The following is an 18,395-nucleotide window of genomic DNA, read 5'->3' as shown; positions in this document are numbered from 1 at the left end:
GCAGCCCACACGGCAACACCAATAGACCCAGCAACGGGGCGCAACGGATCACGTCGCGCCCCGTTGCCTGGCCCCTGGCCCATCCCGAGGAAGAATTAAGGTACAAACCTCATGGCTGATCCCTCCACCGCCGCCCACCCCACCGGCACCTCCCCCGGAACCGGAACCCGGATCGAGTTCCGCAATACCACCAAGGTGTTCCCCGCCAAGGCCCGCAACCAGGCCAAGGAAACCACCGCCGTGGATAACGTGACCTTCACCGTGGAACCGGGGGAAATCCTCGGCGTGATCGGTTATTCCGGGGCGGGTAAATCCACCCTGGTACGCCTGATTAACGGCCTCGACCAGGCCTCCTCCGGACAGTTGCTTCTCGACGGCACCGACATCGTGGGAATGTCCGAGCGCCAACTGCGCGGCGTGCGCAGCAAGATCGGCATGATCTTCCAGCAGTTCAACCTGTTTACCTCCCGCACGGCGGCGGGCAATATCGAATACCCGCTCAAACTCGCCGGGGTACCCAAAGAGGAGCGCAAGCGCCGCGTGGCGGAATTGCTGAGCTTTGTGGGCCTGGCCGATAAGGGCCAGAACTACCCCGAGCAACTCTCCGGCGGGCAGAAGCAGCGCGTGGGCATCGCCCGCGCGCTGGCCACCAACCCCTCCCTGCTGCTGGCCGATGAGGCCACCTCCGCACTGGACCCGGATACCACACATGACGTGCTGGAACTTCTACGCCGGGTGAACAAGGAACTGGGCATTACCATCGTGGTCATCACACACGAGATGGAGGTGGTGCGCGCCATCGCGGACAAGGTGGCCGTGATGGAGAGCGGCCGCGTGGTGGAGTACGGCAGCGTGTACGAGGTATTCTCCCAGCCCCGCACGGCGGTGGCCGCGCGCTTCGTGGCGACGTCGCTACGCAATACCCCGGACAACGTGGAGGCCGCGGACCTGCTCGCCCACGAGGGCCGCCTGTTCACCATCGAACTCACCGAGGAATCCGGATTCTTTGCCGCCGCCACCGCGCGCACCGCCGGGGTGCGCATCGCCATCGTGCACGGCGGCGTGACCACCCTGCAAAAGCACAGCTTTGGCAAGATGACCGTCCGGCTCAGCGGCCCGACGGACGCGGTAGAAACGTTCCGCGATACCTTGGCGCAGACCACCACCATCCAGGAGATCACCCGATGACCACCACCGTTCTCGCCGCAGACTGGGACCGCCTGGGCGATACCTTCCGCGAAGCCATTGCCGATACCCTCATCATGGTCTCCGTGACCATGCTGCTCTCCGGCCTGCTGGGCCTGGCCGTGGGCGTGCTGCTCTACACCACCCGCTCCGGCGGCATCCTCAAAAACCCCGTGGTGTATGCCGTGCTGAACGTGCTGGTGAACTTCATTCGCCCCATTCCGTTCATCATTCTCATCGCGGCCCTGCAACCCCTCACCGTGGCCGCGATGGGTACCTCCGTGGGGCGCGACGCCGGTATCTTCGTGATGGTTATTGCCGCCACCTTCACCGTGGCCCGCATTGTGGAGCAAAACCTCGTGGCCATTGATCCCGGCGTGATCGAGGCCGCGCGTTCTATGGGCGCGAGCCCCTGGAAGATCATTACCTCGGTGATTATTCCCGAGGCCCTGGGTCCATTGGTACTGGGTTATACCTTTATCTTTATCGCCATCGTGGATATGTCCGCGATGGTGGGTTATATCGGCGGCGGTGGTCTGGCGGACTTCGCCATTGTGTACGGCTACCGGGCCTTTGATAAGGAAACCATGTACGTGGCCGTGATCGTCATCGTGATTCTGGTGCAGGCCGCGCAGTTCCTGGGTAACTGGCTGTCCAAGAAGATCATGAGGCGCTAAATCCCCGCTTATCGACGCCGCCCCTACCGCACCTGGGAGAGATTCCCTGCGGTGGGGGTATTCCTTTACCCCCGCTTCAATAAAAAGTTTGAGGAAGGTCTAGACAAGAGGATGGTCAATGGCTATGGTCTACGTCAGGAACAAAATGTTCCTTCCCTCACACCAGTTCAAGGAGGTAGTCCATGCCATTCAGTAAGAAGATCTCTCGCGGCCTAGCCGCCACCGCGCTTTCCGGCGCACTGGTAGCGGGCGGCGCGGCAGCGGCCCTGGCGGCTCAGGTCAATGTCGGTGGCGGTATCTGGACTTATGGGACCGATGGAGGTCAAGTCTATTCCAACTACTATCACCCCACCGCCAGGCACGGTTCCACTGCCGTGGGAACCATCACCGCCAATAGCGGTTGCGTAAACCCCGGCCTGACCTCCTATGCCAGCGCTCCAAAGAAGTGGCGTGGAAACCAGTCCTACTACCGCCTCTGCTGATTCCCCACCCCCTCACGCCCCGCCCAATATTTTCACACCATGGGCGGGGCACTTTTCGCCAGGAGCCTCTCCTATGCCACACCTATTACGTGTTTCCAGCGGCGCACTCATTTTTTTAAGTTTTATCGTCGCTTTCCCTCTTGCCCATCTCTTTGATGACGATCTTGGTTCCGCTGGCAACCATGCCTTTCTTATCACGGAGTCCTCCGGACAAACCTCCCCCACCGAATTCCGCGACGATCTGGTTCTCTACGCCAAGAACCATAAAATCACAGTAGGACTTGAGCACTTTGAGACCACCGCCGCAGGCACTACTCACCACCTCTACGTGGCCGCCGGAGAAAATTCTTCCATCATGGCCACATGGCTACGCACCGGATACGCCGGATTTGACCCTACGGTAAACATCACCGTAAGCCCCTTATCCGAGGCCCCAATCACAGATGCGGGAGGCGTATACCACCTTTCTGGGAGTTCCACCAATAAAGAGGCGCTCCAACGGCATATAGAAGAATTAGGGTTTACGATCACCGATTACAAGATTAATTGGGATTACTTTCTCACTGATCCCATCACCATCACCATCGTGGCTATGCTGCTGCTCATCGCCACTCTCACCCTGGGCGGGGTATTGTTAAGAGCACGAGACTATTCCATTCAACGCATTCACGGACATGGATTTTGGGGGATCATCGTTAAGGAACTGCGCGATCTTATACCCACCGCGCTCTCTTCTTTCCTTATCCTCGGAGTAATCAGTGCCCTGGCGCTCTATCTCTACAATGGCCTGAGCATGGTGAGACTCTACTTACAATGTTGCGCAGCACTCCTCCTTGCCGCTGGACTCATTTTCTTCCTGAGTCTCCTCATTGGCGTGGCTATCCTTCATCTGATTTCACTCATTCCCGCACTCAGTGGGAAGATTCCAGGTGCCCCTGTCTCCCTTGGCACCTATGCTCTGCGACTCTGTGCCCTCACCGTGGCCCTCACCGCAGTAGGGGCGACGGTTTCCACCGCCCTGGAAATGCAACTCCACAAGTCTCAACGAGATCTATGGCGCGCTCATGGAGAGGCAGAGGCCTTCAACATTTCTACCCGAACCGGAGACACGGATAGTGACATCGCACCCGCGCTGCGAGAAGCCGATAGAAGAGGCGAAATTCTGCTCTCCGTAGTTTCAGAGGATATTTCCTTCACGCCAAGTGTGCTCCTTGTCAATTCCCTCTTTGCCGAGCAAGAAGTGTCCCTGTCTGCCAACGAGGCTCCCCAATCTGGCGAAGCCTTGATCCTTATCCCCGAAGGCACCCGGGCCGAATACATTGACATGGCCCATCAAAAGATTCTCTTCGAGGCCGAATACGCTGGTATCCCAACACCCACCATCCGGGAAAAAATCATTGCTGGCGATACTGAGGTGTTCACCTACGCCCCCTCGTTTGGTTTTACTCTCCCTAAGACCACGGTGAGCGGGATTCCCATCGTGGTACTTCCTCGTGGTTTGGAAACGCTAGCAGATAAAAATCTCGTGGCCCCCACCACACAACTAAAAGTACTCGCCACCAATAGGGAAGCTATGGAAAAACTGATTGCCGATCCCTCAGTTGGCCCCTATATCGCCGGGCATTTCACTGCATTCTCTCATTGGGAGCAAACATACGCTAAAGCCCAATCCGTGTTCCGCTCCCAGGCGATCAACCTAGCGATTCTTATCCTCGTGGTCACTGCCTACGTGGTGGGCTCCGCCGCCGTGTACCAGGCGCGACACCGGCAACGCCTCACCGTCACGGATCTCATGGGGCGCTCCCCCTGGCGAGCGCGCGCCGGTCTGCTGCTCATCGAGGCGGTATTCCTGCTCATTCCCGCCGCATGGCTGTGGCACCGCCAGAGCAATTATGAGGCGGCCGCGCTCACCGCTATGCCCCGGGACGTTCTGCGCACCATGGCCGTCACCCCGGAACTCGTGGCCGTCACCCTCGGCATTTCCCTGCTGTGGGCACTCACCTGCCTGGCTATGTCCGCTCGTTTTGGCCGTATCTACTCGCGCACCCCCGCGCGCTAAAGGAGGTTCCCCATGTCCCCCACCATCACCGTTCAAGGCCTCGCCAAGACATTCGGTTCCCGTACCCTGTGGCGCGACGTAGAGTTTTCCTGCCCGCAGGGCAGCATCACCGCGCTCACCGGCCCATCCGGCAGCGGCAAGTCCACCCTGCTCAACTGCATAGGCACCCTGGATACCGCCGATTCTGGCACGATCATGGCGGCGGGAAAGAATATCCAGGAACTCTCCAGCAGCAAGCGTCGAGCGTTCCGCAAGAATAACCTGGGTTTCCTGTTCCAGGATTACGCCCTGATTCCCGATAAGTCCGTGGAATACAATATCCTCCTCGCCACGGTGAATAAGCAGCAAAAGGCGCGCATTGATACCGCCCTGGAAACCGTGGGATTAAGTGGATACCGCAAGCGCGTGGTGCACGAACTCTCCGGTGGTGAGCAGCAGCGCGTGGCGCTGGCCCGTATCTTGGCCCGACAGCCGGAGATCATTCTGGCCGATGAGCCCACCGGGGCGCTCGATCCACGCAATGGCCACAATGTGGTGGAGCAACTCCGTGACCTGGCCAATCAGGGAGCCACGGTGGTGATCGCCACCCACGCCGCCGAGGTGCGCGACGCCGCCGATCAGCACATTGATCTAGGCCGGTTCCTCGTCCCCGCTTAAATCAGGCACCCACACCTTGGCGGCCTTGGGGGAACCGCCGCAGGAGGCCACCACCCCCTCCACGGTGCGCCGCGTTAGGGGTACCGCCCAGGCACGGCCGTCCCGGTGGCGAACGGCCACGGAGCCCTCCGGGGCATCATCCGTGGTCAGGTCGCCGTAGTGCAGGGTTTCTCCGGCGTCGATAAGCATGCGGGCTACGTGCAGTTCCGCCACCTGCCCGCGCGAGCCGTAGAGGCCGCTGCCACGATTTGCAGGATAAAAGTAACGGCCGTCCAGGGCGTGCCGGGTGAGGTCGCGCGCGGCCTCGATGTTGAGGTGACCAAAGGAGTATCCCCAGGGCATGAGCAAAACGGCGGGGGCAAAGCGGTGTCCCTTGGTGTGCGAGGATTCCCAGATCAGCGAGCCGGGAAACTCCTCCTGTAACCGCGCGGCCAGCGGACGGCCCTTGATCGCGCAGCACCGATCGCGGCGGCCATGCGTACATACCAGCACCACGGGGGCGGTGATCTCCTCCCCACCGTTGCGACCGGGGCCGGTGAGATCGAGGCGAAGTAGGTCCTCCGGGGCGTCGAGAAGCACCAGTTCCATCCGCGCGGTGCGCGCCCACACCAGGTAGCAGCGGTGCTTGTGGCCCACGTCGCGGCCCGCGCGGCCCGGCCTGCGAATGAGTTGGAGGCTGGCCGTGCCCTTGAAGAATCGCTTGAGCCGGGCGCTGAGTTCGGGGCCAAAGGTACCGCCATCGAGCACGTCGCGCGACCACCCGCCCGGCCACTCAAAGAGCACGTAGACCTCACCGCGTTTGGCCGTACCCGCCAGGGGTTCCCCGTGTGGATCGGAACGTACATCGGAACACAGTGGGGCATCGCGCGTGAGTGTGCTGGCCATAGGGCGTTATTTTAGCGCTCCGCTCGTGCCCATCCGGGTTTAGTTCAACCGGGTATTCAGATATATCCCTTGCCGATGAGGAGTGCGGCCACGGCTACCGGCCACAGGCCGCGCAGATAGTACCGCATGATTTCGGGAGAAAAACTCACTCCCATGCCGGAATCAAAATAGGACATGCGATACTCCGCAGCCGGTTTTCCGCGTTTCCACCCCATGTATCCCCATATCACCGCCACGGCCGCTACCTCCGCCGCGCTCTCCGCCCATGCTGCATACACTGCTATCCCCAAGCCCACGCACGCCAGCATGTACCCCCACGGGGTGACAAGGGCCCGGGTCACCCGGCTAAAGTTCGTGGCCCGATACACCGCTGCACACACGATCCCCCAGGCCACCACCGTGATCAAACGGCCCCACGCCCCATAAGCCTGGGCCAATGCCACCTGCCAAGCCACAACCACTCCGGCAAAAGAAAGCACGTATCCCCGCCGCCATAGCCGCCGCGCGCCCAGTATTCCTAACACGCCCAGTAACCCCAGTGCCCTCCGCCTCGGAGCCCCCAAGGCCACTGGCTCCGCGCCCGCTCTCCTGTCTTTCTCACGCCCCGCCCGGGAACGCCCACGCAGCCAATTCATCACCATGAGATCGGAAACCAACTCCGTATCCTGCAAACCGGCCAGATTCTCCACCAGGGAACGGGTGCGCCCCGCCTCGAGTAATCCGGGAAGATCGCTGCCACGCCCACGCGCCCACCCCACCACCAGGCGCGTCACCATGAATCCTGCGGAGGCGCCTATCACCGCGAGGAAACTGTATCCCGTCACCGCTCCTAAAAACGCTCCCACCACGGCGCTCGCTGCACCCTGCACCATCACCGCCCGATCTATCCCGGGTAAACGCCGGGCCAGTCGATAGCGCCACACCCATCTTTCCCGTGAGATTCCCCGCAGCGGAGTGAGGCGCTCCGCAAGCACCACCAGCACGGCCCCGATACTCACCGCCGCCGCCCACCGCCAGGAAGCAGGCACGGCATACGGTTCGAGGGGGTTCATCGCACGCACCATCACCCCCGCGCCTAAAGCCGCCCCCAGCGCGGTGAGGAAAAGCCCATACACATAATCGCTCAGTTTATCTATCAGCGCAAACATCTATCTCTCCCCCAAGCGCACTACCTCATCGCACCCTGAGATCACCCGCGCCGAATGTGTGGCCACCACAATACTTATCCCCCGCGCGGCGGCCTCATGAAGTTGAAAGATAAGGAAGTCCGTCCATTGCTCGTCAAGGTGGCGCTCGGGCTCGTCGATAAGCATGATCGGGGCCTCCAGTGCCAGTTGCATACCAAGGTAGGCCCGTTGGCGCTGCCCGGAGGACAGCACCCACTGGGGTGCCTGGAGGAGGTTATGCAGGGCCCAGGCCTCCACCACCTCGTCCCGGTTTACCCGTAATAGATCGAGGTGCTCCCCCACCGTGAGATCCGGGAGGAATACGGGCTCCGCGATCAGGAGCGTGCCGGTGGTGCCCGCTCGGGTGGGGGTGCCGTCCACCGTGACCTCGCCCTCGACCGGGGCAATCTCCCCCGCGATGGTGGCAAGCAGCGTCGATTTCCCGCACCCATTGGGCCCGGCCACCGCAGCGACCATACCCGGCGGGAAGTCCCGGCTCATGCTGCCCAGCGCAGCGGTGTGTCCGTAGGTGCAATTCACGCGCAGAGTCACGGTTTCCTCACAAATTGGACTCAATTTGCCATATACATTTCACAAGGTTTCCCCGCACGATATACGGTGTGGGTATGTCAGCGCTTATCGACGCCCCTCGCTCCCCACGCCACCGCACCGTGGCGGCGGTGCTCACGGCGGGTACCCTGCTGCTCGCCTCCTGTAGCACGGGAGACGATACCACTCAGCCTGCCCCCTCTCAGGGCTCCGTGCCCGCCTCGCACAGCGCGTCCGATTCCGCCGCTACCTCGGCGAAGAACGGCGCAGGCTTGACTCCTCTGGGCAGCGCGGACATCACCATGAAGACCATGCGCCCCAGCGAACCCTCCGAACTGGTGGTCACGGAAATGCGCACCGGCTCCCACGAGGGATTTGACCGCGTGGTCTTTGAAATGAAGGGCCAGGGCGATCCCGGCTGGTACGCGGACTACACGGATCACCCCTCCCAGCAGGGTTCCGGCAACCCCATCGAGTATCACGGTGCCACCGCCCTCACGATGAATATCGACGGCACCGTGTATCCCTTTGAACTCGGGCTTGAGGAACCTCACCTCAATCGCCTCACCCCCTCCGACGGCGGCAACATCACCGACGTGATTAGCGTGGGCACCTTCGAGGGCCGCTCCCAATTCATCATCGGATTAAATAAAAAGGTGCCTTATTCCGTGCAGGTTCTGCACGATCCCACCCGCCTCGTCATCGACCTCGTCCCCTAAACCCCTACCCTGGAGCGCATGAATGCCTACGCCACCATGCGCTCCCATCTCACCCCGATTCCCACCCCGCCGGTGGTGCGCCTGAGCAGTTCGTTCCTCGGCGGGGCCGCCGTGGCGATGCTCAGCACCGATCTCTCCCGGCCGCACCAGGTGATCTTGGCGTTCCTCTTTCTCCTCATAGCCCTGGTACTCCCCTTCGTCCACCCTTACCGCCACCGTATTCGGGAATACCGTCGCGAGCACCAGGTGCCGTTCCAGCCCCAGGTCTGGCAATTCCTGCCGCTTTTCTTCCTCTGGATCGCCATCATGCTCGCTCCCCTGCTCGCCCCCGCGCCGCTGTGGACTAGCGTTCTTCTTCTGCTCGCCGCTGCGGGTTGGCTGCACCTCACCTTCCCGCATATCGACGGCACCCGGGCGCTCGCCTACGCACTTCCCGCCCCGAACTCATACTAAAGATTTATAAAGAGACCATGCAGCCGAGTCCGTACACCCCTGGCGCGGTGGCCCGCGAGGTCATCGGGCGGGACAAGCACCTCACCGCGATTCAGCGGCACCTCGCCATGTTGGCCACGTATCCTCGTTTTGAAGGACGCATTTGGAGTGCTCCAGGAAGCCCTATTCCGATCGCGGTGGGCGAAGGCTACGGATCGAGAAATTGACATCATGCTCGCCATGTCACAGCTTGGCGACGGCCCCATCCGACGCAAAGACATTGCCACCACACTGGGCGCTCACACCACCGACATCAGCATGGCTCGGCGTTCCCTTATGAACAAGGGACTCGTAGACTCTCCCCAACACGGCTATTTAGAGTTCACCGCCCCCGGCTTTGCCGATTTTGTCCGGCGCTCCGCAAATTTATGAATCCCGCATCGACTACACAAAGGGAACGAGAACAAACATAACCCACCACACCGCAATAAGCCCGGCGGTCATCACGCCGCAGAACCATGAAATAACAACGCTACGAGCAGATAATTTATATACCCCGATACTCAGCCCAACAATCGCCGCGGCGCACACCACCAATCCCACCGGCAGGAAAGTCCGTAGACCCAAAAGCAAGGAAAGCCACGCGCAGAGCAATCCCAGCACAAGACCCCCACTATAAGCGGCAACAACCTTTACCGTATTCATCGCTCTCCCTGAACAAGATGGCGAATCTTATTATTCGCCCACACGTAAAACACGTTGCCCGCATAGAAGAGTCCCGCGCTGCCCACGATCAAAGGCAACCACCATCCCCATGACACGGACCCCTGCAAGATAACGATGACGCTAAAGATGAAGGAAAAGAGCACGGCCCGCCCTGGCTCCACCTGAAATTTCTTCATCCTAATCCAGCCGTCCCCGCAGGGCTTCCGCCTCATCGGCCAGGGCGGTCACGGTATCTTCGCCCCAGCGCTGGGCCACCCGGTGTTCCTCGGGATCAAGGGCAAAGTACTTCATCGCCGTGGCCAGTTGCGTGAGCCGAGGAACGTCACTGTGCAGCGTGACCTGTACGGAATAATTCCACTCGGAGAGATCTACTGTATCGCTATTCTTCTTTGCCCTGGCCGCCACCGCCGCCACTGCGGCGGCGAGCAAAAAGGCGTCACCATGCGGAAGCTCGGTATCGGTGTAATTCCCGCCGAGTTCCTCCAAACCCAGTTCCGCAAATACCTGCGCGAGTCCCACGGGAGCCGCCGCATGTTCGCTCAGCCATCCCACCACGGCCCGCATTTCCTCTGTGTCTTGCAAAGATGCGCTCATAGCACCCCACCCTACGCCAGAAGATCCCCTAACCCGCCCTCACTCATTCCCTGGAAGCGCCCCAGTATCCGGTAATACTCAATTCTCCGTGAAGCGTACCCCTGTGCACTATGGTGGGCCTGATCCGTATAGCCGGACTCGAACCGGATTCCCATATGCCCCTTGGGTTGCCACTGAGAGTGCCGCGTTGATGAGGCTGCGCGGCCACAGCCATGATACTCGCTGGCGCTTCCGGAATTAAGCTACCTGCTTCCGGCTTTAGCGCTCTATCAAATCCGTGCTCCAGTTCAACTGCTGAATAGCGGTATCCCACTGGCGGTATTCCTTAGCCGCCTCGTCCATCTTCTTCCGCAACTCCACCACGCTCATGCTGGACACGTAGCGGATCTCGCTGCGGGAATAGCGATCCTGGCGGGTGCTCGCCGCCTTAGCCAAGTCCGCGTATAAATCGCGGCGGGCAAAGGCCGCGTCCCGGCGCGCAATGGCGTCGGTCAGTGTGTTCTCCCCATCAAAGGCGGTGGCCGTATTGGTGGCGTTGATCCTGCGGATCAACCAGGTGAGGCGATCCATGAGTTGCTCGGCCTCAGCCAGCAACTCCACCGGATTCTCATCGGGTTCCTCCCCCTCCTGCACTCGTGCCACGAGGGAAAGGCGTTCCTTCAACTGAAAGTACCGGCGCTGCGCCTCGGCCCGTTCCGCCAGGGCTTCCGCCAACTTCATGGTTTACTCCCACTCAATCGTTGCCGGTGGCTTGGAGGTCACATCCAGAACCACGCGATTAACCTCCGCCACCTCGTTGGTGATTCGCGTGGAGATCACTTCCAACACCTCATAGGGTACACGCACCCAGTCCGCCGTCATGGCGTCCTCGGAGGCCACCGGACGCAGCACGATGGGGTGACCATAGGTGCGGCCGTCGCCCTGCACGCCCACCGAGCGGACGTCGGCAAGCAAAACCACCGGGCACTGCCAGATCTGCTCATCTAGCCCCGCCTTGGTGAGTTCCTCGCGGGCGATTGCGTCCGCGGCGCGCAGAATATCCAGGCGCTCCTGGGTGACCTCACCGATGATGCGGATGCCCAGGCCGGGGCCGGGGAAGGGCTGGCGATTCACGATCTCCTCCGGCAGGCCCAACTCCCGGCCCACCGCGCGCACCTCGTCCTTGAAAAGGAGCCGCAGGGGCTCCACCAGGGTGAACTCCACGTCGTCAGGAAGCCCGCCCACGTTGTGGTGGCTCTTGATATTGGCCGTGCCGGTGCCGCCACCGGACTCCACCACGTCCGGGTACAGGGTGCCCTGCACCAGGAAGTCCACCTGCTCGCCCTCCAGCACACCGGCCACGGCGCGCTCGAAGGAACGAATGAACTCCGCGCCAATCGCCTTGCGCTTGGCCTCCGGCTCGCTCACCCCAGACAACTTATCCAGGAAGGCCGCGCGCTCGTCCATCGTGACCAGGCGCGCCCCGGTGGAGGCCACGAAGTCCTTTTCCACCTGCTCGCGCTCACCCTGGCGCAGCAGGCCGTGATCCACAAAGATGCAGGTCAAGCGATCCCCGATGGCGCGCTGCACCAAGGCCGCGGCCACGGCGGAATCCACACCACCGGAAAGGCCGCAGATCGCACGACCCTCGGGGCCAACCTGCTCACGCACGGAGTCAATCAACTGCTCCGCGATGTTCTCCGGCGTCCAGTTCTGCGGCAACCCGGCGATCTCCGTGAGGAAGCGCGTGAGCACCTCCTGCCCGTGCGGGGAATGCAGCACCTCCGGGTGGTACTGCACACCGGCCATGCGCTTGGTCGAGTTCTCAAAGGCCGCCACCGGGGCACCCGCCGTGGTGGCGGTGACCTCGAAGCCCTCCGGGGCCTGGGAGACGGAATCGCCGTGGCTCATCCATACCTTATGCGTGGCCTCAAACTCGCGGTGCAGGGAACCCCCGGATACCTGCATGTCCGTGCGGCCATACTCGCGCTGCCCCGTGGCGGCCACCTCGCCGCCCAGGGCGTTGGTCATCAACTGGAAGCCGTAGCAAATACCAAAGACCGGCAGGCCCAGGTCAAACACCTCGGGATCAAGGGAGGGCGCCCCCTCCGCGTACACGGAGGAAGGACCACCGGAAAGAATAAGGGCAGCCGGGTTCTTTTCCCGCACCTCCTGCGCCGTGATGGTGTGCGGCACCACCTCGGAGTACATGCGGGCCTCGCGCACGCGCCGCGCGATGAGCTGCGCGTACTGAGCACCGAAATCAACGACGAGGACAGGGCTGGGAAGATGAGTCTGCTGCGCTTCAGTCACAGCCCACAAGCCTACCCGAGGGGTAGCGGGTTATCCCAGCCCGGGAAACAAGCGCCGAAGCCCCCGCTTCTTCCCCGTTTTTTCAACAGCCCCGGCGGCCCGCAGCGGCTTCACCGGATACTCACGAAAATACCGCTCAGGATCGGACTCAAGCAGGCGGAAGCGCTCCGAGTATGTAGCGTCAAAAGTTCTGTTCACGGCGGTTTCACTGATCATGCGGATCCCCTCCAAATCCCTCGTTCCTCAGCCAACCCTACCCGGAACAGGACACCTAGGTCATATCCACACAGGCGACCTCCTTCTGCCCTACAAACGTCACGGCCAAGGCAGAAGCTAAATTAACCAAGACCTCTTGGTCTACTTGACTGAGGCTTCCCGGAGCCTCAGCATCAACAGTCAGCAAACCGTAAAGACAATTACCCGCAAAACCGGAGCCACTGCAAAAGTGCCATACCTCAACTGATTTCCCTCATCATCGGACAGACTCTGTGTATCGCCCACCAATCTTCCCTCCCCTCTCAAAGCCAAGATTAAACTCTTATCCCGAATGGTAAACACTCTCCTAGAAGGCCTCGCCACATTCCCCATAACGCCCCACTCCGGCGCCACCAAGCGCCGCACCCCGGGACTCTCTACCTGAAAGTAACTTACCCGCACCCCTTGATCTCCTCCTATCAAGTTCCCCGCCAGCCCTAATATCATCATGCGCACCCCATGCAAATGCTCTTGACGTTCCCGCTTCCCCGCAACATTCATCGCCGCATTTACCCGAATCACCACCATATTTAGATTACTCATCAGGTTCTTAGATCGATCCATCTGAGTTTTATCCCACAATTCGCGTTCACGCCTCTTCCGAGATTCCTGGTAAGCACGGAGTATCACACTCCCCACAACGCACACCACCCCCAACCCAAAGAACCCCGTTCGCCAACCTCCCTGTACAAAGGAGGCCGCCGCCAGCAAAACGCTCCCCAGCACCCCGAGCAATTCCACCCACACGGGCCTTATCCCCGCGATTTTCCGCAAAAAGGATGGCTCCGGCAGAACCATCCTCTCCCCCTGAACTATCACTATCCCCCTTAGTTTCTCGCTACCCCGCTACGGAGAGCCCCACCTTTTGAAAGGACTTCAGATCGGTGTATCCGCACTTGGCCATCGCCCGGCACAAACCACCCACGATGTTGTGCAGCCCCATCGCCTCCCGGGAGGGACCGTGCAGGATCTCCGCCAGGCTCGGCCGCTCCTCGCTGGAGGAAAACTCGTAGGCCTCGGCCACAAAACCACGGGGGAAGCGCGGGTGCGCGGCCGTGGGTGGCCAGAAGTAGCCCTTGCCCCCCGCCTCCGCGGCCGGGGCGAGCAGCGTGCCCAGCACTACCGCATCCGCGCCACAGGCGATGGCCTTGACCACATCGCCGGAGGTTTCCAGTTCCCCATCGGCCAGAATGTGCACGTAGCGCCCGCCCGTTTCATCCAGGTAGTCCCGGCGTGCGGCGGCCACGTCCGCGATGGCGGTGGCCATGGCGGATTCGATTCCCAGCGCCAGGCCGTTGGTATTCACCCCACCGCCCACGATGATCCCGGCCGCTCCCGTGCGCATGAGGTGCATGGCGGTAGTGTAGTCCGTCACGCCGCCCGCGATAACGGGCACATCGAGGGAACCGATGAAGTCCTTGAGGTTCAGCGGTTCCCCACCCTCGGCCACGTGCTCGGCGGAGATCATGGTGCCCTGAATGATGAGGAGTTCCGCCCCGGCGGCGATCACCGTGGGGGCGAGTTCACGGGCGTTTTGGGGGGAAACCCGCACCGCCACCGTGGCTCCCTCCGCGCGCACGGCCCGGATTCGCTCGGTGAGCAGATCCTCGTCCACCGGCGCGGCGTGGAGTTCCTGGAGCACGCGGGTGGCCTCGGCGGAGACCAGCCCGGCGTCATTATCGGCGGCGTCGATCACGCGCTGGATCGCGCCCTCCAGATCAGCGTGGCGGCCCCACAGCCCCTCGGCGTTGATAACCCCCATGCCCCCCTGGCGGCTCATCTCCATCACGAACTCCGGGGTAGCCAGAGCGTCCGTGGGGTGAGACATCACCGGAATATCAAACGTATAGGCGTCGATATTCCAGGTGGTGTCCACGTTCTTGGAGGAGCGGGTGCGCCGCGAGGGAATGATGGATACGTCCTCTAGGCGGTACGTGCGGCGCGCCTCGCGCCCAATACCAATCTCAACGTAATCGCGCATGGGGGTACTCAGATCTCCTGATGCTTAGTGGTAGTTCGGGGCCTCGACGGTCTGGGTGATGTCGTGCGGGTGGCTTTCCTTCAGTCCCGCCGTGGTGATCTGCACAAAGCGCGCCTTTTGCAGGTCGGGGATCGTCGCGGAGCCGGTGTAGCCCATCGCCGCGCGCAGGCCACCCACGATCTGGTGGGTGATGGTGTCGATGGAACCACGGAAGGGCACGCGCCCCTCGATTCCCTCCGGCACCAACTTATCCTCGCTCTTCACGTCCGCTTGGAAGTAACGATCCTTGGAGTAGGAACGCTTCTCACCGGTCAGGCCGCGCCCCTGCATGGCCCCCATCGAGCCCATGCCGCGGTAGCGCTTGTACTGCTTACCGCCCACCACCACGATGTCGCCGGGGGCCTCGGTGGTGCCCGCGAGCATGGAGCCGAGCATGACGGTGCTGGCACCGGCGGCCAGGGCCTTAGCGACGTCGCCGGAGAACTGCATGCCACCATCGGCAATGATCGGCACGCCTGCGGGAGCGGCCGCCGCGCTGGCCTCCAGGATGGCGGTGATCTGGGGAGCCCCCACGCCCGCCACCACGCGCGTGGTGCAGATCGAACCCGGCCCGATGCCCACCTTGATACCGTCCGCGCCCGCGTCCACCATCGCCTGCGCGGCCTCGCGGGTGGCTAGGTTGCCGCCCACTACGTCCACGCGATCGCCAAAGTCCTTTTGCACGCGGGAGACCATCTCCAGCACGCGGTTGTTGTGCGCGTGGGCGGAGTCCACGATCAGCACGTCCACCCCAGCCTCCACGAGCAACCCGGCGCGATCGTAGGAATCCTGGCCGGTGCCGATGCCCGCCGCCACCAGCAGGCGGCCGGAGGCATCCTTGGAAGCGTTGGGGTACTGCTCGGACTTCACAAAGTCCTTCACGGTGATGAGGCCCACCAGCTTGCCCTGCTTATCCACGATGGGCAGCTTCTCCACCTTGTTGGCGCTGAGCAGTTCCAGGGCCTGCTCCTTGGTCACACCCTCCTCCGCGATCACCAGCGGCATGGGGGTCATTACCTCGCTCACGCGGCGGTTGGTGTCCGGCTCAAAGCGCATATCGCGGTTGGTGCAAATGCCCACCAGCACGCCCTGCTCGTCCACCACCGGCAGGCCGGAGATGCGGAAGCGAGCGCACAGCGCGTCCACCTCCGCGATCGTCATTTCCGGGCTACAGGTCACGGGATCGGTCACCATGCCGGACTCGGAGCGCTTAACGATCTCCACCTGCTCGGACTGCTCGGTGGCGGAGAGGTTGCGGTGCAGAACACCGATCCCGCCCTGGCGCGCCATCGCAATCGCCATGCGCGCCTCGGTGACGGTATCCATGGCAGCCGAGGCGATCGGCAGGCCCAAGCGGATGTTGCGGGTGAACTGCGAGGAGGTGTCCACATCGCTGGGCACCACGTTTGACTCGGCGGGCAGCAAAAGCACGTCGTCGAAAGTCAAGCCTCGCAGCAGTACCTTATTAGGATCGTCCCCACCAGTAGATACCTGCTGCACCATGTAAAACTCTCCTCACTGTTGATGTGCCTGCCCCGCAGGGTGTACGCCTTTCCCTTACTTTAACCACCTACTCTAACCAGATCTTCCACGCCAGGGTAACGGGGAAGAATTGCCAGCATGTGGGGGCTAATCATAGGATCGGCGGTGTGAACTTCGACTCTCAGATGCCGCTTGATCCCTTTGCCGATGATCCGAACGACCCCGCCTCGTTCCTCGGTGGAGACGAACCCATGCCGCCGCTGACCGACGAAGAACGCGCCGGCATCGAACGCGACCTCGCACTGGTGCAGGAGTTCAAGGCCGTGCTCGGCCCCAAGGGAATCCTGGGAATCTTTTTCTTCTGCGAGGACTGCGAGGAAAACCACTACTTCAGTTGGGACATCCTGGCCGCCAACATGCGCGCCACCCTGGAAAACACCCTCAGCCCCGTGCACGAGCCCGGTGCCGCGCCCGACGTCCATGCCTACGTGCCGTGGGACTACGCCCTGGGCTATCTCGACGGGTTGCGAGAGCGGTAAAGAGAGGTAGCAAAAACTCGGGGCTACTCCCCCGCGCCCTCCGCCTGCGCACCGCTATCTTCCTGCACCAACCCTGCCAGCGTGGGGCTCTCCTGCGCGGGATTCACGGCGGCGGCCGTGGGCTCGGAATACGGCACCCCCGTCCCGGCCTCCACGGGGCCGCCGGTGCCCTGCTCCTGGACGACGGTGACGGTGGCGGTCACCGTCACCGTTTGGGTCTCCGTGATCGTGGCCTGGGGATCTGCTGCGGGGCGCTCGCTGTGGTTAGCGGCCGGGGCATGGGGAGCCTGCTGGCCCTCCTGTCCCGGGGCCGGTTGCGGAGCACCCGGAACGGTGGTGGTCACCGTCACTGTCGTTTCCTTAGTCCCGCGCGCGGCGTTACCAGACGAGGAAGCGGAGTCTCCCACCGGCGCGCCGTTGCTGGCCGCGCGGGAAGCCACCTCCATATCCTTGGCCATGAGCCGCGCCTGTTCAATGAGCAGGCGCACGCCGTCCATGTCCCCGCGCTCGGCCAGGCTGTTCATCTCCTCTAAGGTTCCGGCCAGTTCCACCACATCGGGCGCAGAATCCTGACGGGGGAACAGCGTGGTGGAAAGCCCGTACAGAGGGGAATCAGGCCCGGCGTTGAGCAGCACCGCGCCGCTACCCGCGATCACGAGCGTCGCGGCGGCCGCACCCACCAAACCGGCAAAGAGGGGCCCACGCGGCGTCGGGAGCGCATGTCTATCACCTGCGCTTGTAGAAGCGGGGGTTCGGGCATGGGCTTATCGACGTCGCTACGCAGTTCCAGCAGCATCCCGGCCAGGGGGTCGGTGCCCCCGCTGCGGTCGATCCCCTGCGACAGTTCCGTGAGGAGGGCATCGCTGAACTCTAGCTCGCGCTGTTCACGAGGCTCGCTCATTATCGCTCTCCTTCTTCTACTGCCTTGCGCAGGCTCGCCAGTGCCCGGTGCTGCGCCACCCGCACGGCACCGGGGGTGCTGCCTACCATGTCTGCGGTTTCCTCTGCTGATAGTCCCACGAGCACGCGCAAAGTAATGATCTCGCGTGATCTCTCGCTAAGTGAATCGAGAAGTCGGCGCACTCTGTTACTACCGTCCGTGACCAGCGCTTCTTCCTCGGGATTCGCCTCCCTGGATGCGGAATCGGGGACCTCGTCGGTGAGGTGGGATTGATCGCGGACATAAGCACGGCGCGCGTCCGCGACCTTGTTACTGACCACCCCGTACACGTAGGCCATGAAGGGCCGCCCGCGATCGGTGTACCGCTCGATGGAATGGACCACCGCCAGGCAGGCGTCCTGAGCGATGTCATCGGCCCCGGGGATGCGCCCGTTGCTGATCCGGGCCCGCACGTACCGCAGCACAAGCGGGTGAATGATCTCCAGGATTCGCTGCAAGGCGGCGCGATCCCCCGTCACCGCAGCGGGTACGAGCGCCTGTAATTCTTGTTCAGCTTCGCTCACTTCCTGCTCTTTTCCTCGCGGTGATGGGATACCGGATTCAGCATACTTTAAGCCATAGGGCACTCATGGTCTAGGTGCCGGACATACGCAGCAACCCCGCGTTCTCCCGGGTTTTCATCCGCCAAAAAATGCGCAATAACCTCGCTGTTTCCGTTTTGCATACCGAGAATCCATATCCCCGTAACCCGCCGTCTACTTTTTGTTCACCTAGA

General features: G+C 62.2%; 22 protein-coding genes. 8 read left to right on the top strand and 14 right to left on the bottom strand.

Annotated elements, in window-relative coordinates; all coding sequences use genetic code 11:
- Positions 1 to 111 precede the first annotated feature (111 nt).
- The 5 genes from OLW90_RS02240 to OLW90_RS02220 all read left to right on the top strand — a co-directional run bounded on the left by OLW90_RS02240 (position 112) and on the right by OLW90_RS02220 (position 5,060).
- The gene (locus OLW90_RS02240; protein WP_319650984.1) at positions 112 to 1,188 is read left to right on the top strand and encodes a methionine ABC transporter ATP-binding protein; all 1,077 of its coding nucleotides are present in this window, start codon (positions 112 to 114) and stop codon (positions 1,186 to 1,188) included.
- Positions 1,185 to 1,862, top strand: a complete 678-nt coding sequence (locus OLW90_RS02235; protein WP_319650977.1) for a methionine ABC transporter permease — start codon at positions 1,185 to 1,187, stop codon at positions 1,860 to 1,862. Before OLW90_RS02240 ends, OLW90_RS02235 begins: the two co-directional genes overlap by 4 nt.
- Positions 1,863 to 2,044: 182 nt before the next feature.
- Complete coding sequence (locus tag OLW90_RS02230) at positions 2,045 to 2,344, top strand: lactococcin 972 family bacteriocin (RefSeq protein ID WP_319650973.1); 300 nt, start codon at positions 2,045 to 2,047, stop codon at positions 2,342 to 2,344.
- Positions 2,345 to 2,417: 73 nt separating this feature from the next.
- Positions 2,418 to 4,403, top strand: coding sequence for a hypothetical protein (locus OLW90_RS02225; RefSeq protein WP_319650969.1), 1,986 nt, complete (start codon positions 2,418 to 2,420; stop codon positions 4,401 to 4,403).
- Positions 4,404 to 4,415: 12 nt separating this feature from the next.
- Complete coding sequence (locus OLW90_RS02220) at positions 4,416 to 5,060, top strand: ABC transporter ATP-binding protein (RefSeq protein ID WP_319650967.1); 645 nt, start codon at positions 4,416 to 4,418, stop codon at positions 5,058 to 5,060.
- Here the strand turns inward: OLW90_RS02220 and OLW90_RS02215 are convergent.
- Genes OLW90_RS02215 through OLW90_RS02205 form a run of 3 tightly spaced genes read right to left on the bottom strand, consistent with a single transcriptional unit; the run spans position 5,034 to position 7,663 of the window.
- The gene (locus OLW90_RS02215) at positions 5,034 to 5,945 is read right to left on the bottom strand and encodes a sucrase ferredoxin (protein ID WP_319650965.1); all 912 of its coding nucleotides are present in this window, start codon (positions 5,943 to 5,945) and stop codon (positions 5,034 to 5,036) included. The two genes, OLW90_RS02220 and OLW90_RS02215, sit on opposite strands and share 27 nt — an antisense overlap.
- Positions 5,946 to 6,001: 56 nt before the next feature.
- The gene (locus OLW90_RS02210; RefSeq protein ID WP_319650962.1) at positions 6,002 to 7,093 is read right to left on the bottom strand and encodes a hypothetical protein; all 1,092 of its coding nucleotides are present in this window, start codon (positions 7,091 to 7,093) and stop codon (positions 6,002 to 6,004) included.
- Positions 7,094 to 7,663 carry an ATP-binding cassette domain-containing protein gene (locus OLW90_RS02205; RefSeq protein WP_319650960.1) on the bottom strand — a complete coding sequence of 190 codons (570 nt, stop codon included), beginning with the start codon at positions 7,661 to 7,663 and terminating at the stop codon, positions 7,094 to 7,096.
- Between the two features lie 74 nt (positions 7,664 to 7,737).
- Here OLW90_RS02205 and OLW90_RS02200 point away from each other — a divergent pair, with 74 nt between their 5' ends.
- Positions 7,738 to 8,379 (top strand): hypothetical protein, encoded by a 642-nt coding sequence (locus tag OLW90_RS02200; protein ID WP_319650954.1) that lies wholly within the window; start codon positions 7,738 to 7,740, stop codon positions 8,377 to 8,379.
- An 18-nt stretch (positions 8,380 to 8,397) separates the two neighbouring features.
- Entirely contained in the window at positions 8,398 to 8,832 is a 435-nt protein-coding gene (locus tag OLW90_RS02195; RefSeq protein WP_319650951.1) for a hypothetical protein, read from the top strand.
- 423 nt (positions 8,833 to 9,255) lie between these two features.
- Here the strand turns inward: OLW90_RS02195 and OLW90_RS02190 are convergent, their stop codons facing one another.
- The 8 genes from OLW90_RS02190 to guaB all read right to left on the bottom strand — a co-directional run bounded on the left by OLW90_RS02190 (position 9,256) and on the right by guaB (position 16,201).
- Positions 9,256 to 9,516: a hypothetical protein gene (locus OLW90_RS02190; RefSeq protein WP_319650947.1), complete on the bottom strand. Its 261-nt coding sequence runs from the start codon at positions 9,514 to 9,516 to the stop codon at positions 9,256 to 9,258.
- The gene (locus tag OLW90_RS02185) at positions 9,513 to 9,713 is read right to left on the bottom strand and encodes a hypothetical protein (RefSeq protein WP_319650941.1); all 201 of its coding nucleotides are present in this window, start codon (positions 9,711 to 9,713) and stop codon (positions 9,513 to 9,515) included. Before OLW90_RS02185 ends, OLW90_RS02190 begins: the two co-directional genes overlap by 4 nt.
- A 1-nt stretch (position 9,714) precedes the next feature.
- Positions 9,715 to 10,131: an imm68 putative immunity domain-containing protein gene (locus OLW90_RS02180; RefSeq protein ID WP_319650939.1), complete on the bottom strand. Its 417-nt coding sequence runs from the start codon at positions 10,129 to 10,131 to the stop codon at positions 9,715 to 9,717.
- 258 nt (positions 10,132 to 10,389) lie between these two features.
- Positions 10,390 to 10,851 carry a DIP1984 family protein gene (locus OLW90_RS02175; protein WP_319650935.1) on the bottom strand — a complete coding sequence of 154 codons (462 nt, stop codon included), beginning with the start codon at positions 10,849 to 10,851 and terminating at the stop codon, positions 10,390 to 10,392.
- 3 nt (positions 10,852 to 10,854) lie between these two features.
- Positions 10,855 to 12,423 carry a glutamine-hydrolyzing GMP synthase gene (guaA, locus tag OLW90_RS02170; RefSeq protein WP_319650932.1) on the bottom strand — a complete coding sequence of 523 codons (1,569 nt, stop codon included), beginning with the start codon at positions 12,421 to 12,423 and terminating at the stop codon, positions 10,855 to 10,857.
- Positions 12,424 to 12,453: 30 nt separating this feature from the next.
- Positions 12,454 to 12,639: a hypothetical protein gene (locus OLW90_RS02165; RefSeq protein WP_319650922.1), complete on the bottom strand. Its 186-nt coding sequence runs from the start codon at positions 12,637 to 12,639 to the stop codon at positions 12,454 to 12,456.
- A gap of 877 nt (positions 12,640 to 13,516) precedes the next feature.
- Complete coding sequence (locus OLW90_RS02160; RefSeq protein ID WP_319650918.1) at positions 13,517 to 14,659, bottom strand: GuaB3 family IMP dehydrogenase-related protein; 1,143 nt, start codon at positions 14,657 to 14,659, stop codon at positions 13,517 to 13,519.
- A gap of 24 nt (positions 14,660 to 14,683) precedes the next feature.
- Positions 14,684 to 16,201 (bottom strand): IMP dehydrogenase, encoded by a 1,518-nt coding sequence (gene guaB / locus OLW90_RS02155; RefSeq protein ID WP_319650915.1) that lies wholly within the window; start codon positions 16,199 to 16,201, stop codon positions 14,684 to 14,686.
- A 146-nt stretch (positions 16,202 to 16,347) separates the two neighbouring features.
- Between guaB and OLW90_RS02150 the strand changes: the two genes are divergently transcribed.
- Positions 16,348 to 16,719 (top strand): DUF5319 domain-containing protein, encoded by a 372-nt coding sequence (locus OLW90_RS02150; RefSeq protein ID WP_319650911.1) that lies wholly within the window; start codon positions 16,348 to 16,350, stop codon positions 16,717 to 16,719.
- A 23-nt stretch (positions 16,720 to 16,742) separates the two neighbouring features.
- Here OLW90_RS02150 and OLW90_RS02145 read toward each other — a convergent pair whose 3' ends face one another.
- The 3 genes from OLW90_RS02145 to OLW90_RS02135 are packed head-to-tail and all read right to left on the bottom strand — an operon-like array spanning position 16,743 to position 18,183.
- Positions 16,743 to 17,375 carry a hypothetical protein gene (locus OLW90_RS02145; protein ID WP_319650907.1) on the bottom strand — a complete coding sequence of 211 codons (633 nt, stop codon included), beginning with the start codon at positions 17,373 to 17,375 and terminating at the stop codon, positions 16,743 to 16,745.
- The gene (locus OLW90_RS02140) at positions 17,372 to 17,620 is read right to left on the bottom strand and encodes a hypothetical protein (RefSeq protein ID WP_319650903.1); all 249 of its coding nucleotides are present in this window, start codon (positions 17,618 to 17,620) and stop codon (positions 17,372 to 17,374) included. The genes OLW90_RS02145 and OLW90_RS02140 overlap by 4 nt, the downstream gene beginning before the upstream one ends.
- Positions 17,620 to 18,183: a sigma-70 family RNA polymerase sigma factor gene (locus OLW90_RS02135; RefSeq protein ID WP_319650900.1), complete on the bottom strand. Its 564-nt coding sequence runs from the start codon at positions 18,181 to 18,183 to the stop codon at positions 17,620 to 17,622. Before OLW90_RS02135 ends, OLW90_RS02140 begins: the two co-directional genes overlap by 1 nt.
- Between the last annotated feature and the right edge of the window lie 212 nt (positions 18,184 to 18,395).

This window comes from Corynebacterium sp. 21KM1197, from assembly GCF_033783015.1.
Lineage (GTDB): Bacteria > Actinomycetota > Actinomycetes > Mycobacteriales > Mycobacteriaceae > Corynebacterium.
This window is presented reverse-complemented; position numbering and strand designations above follow the sequence as displayed.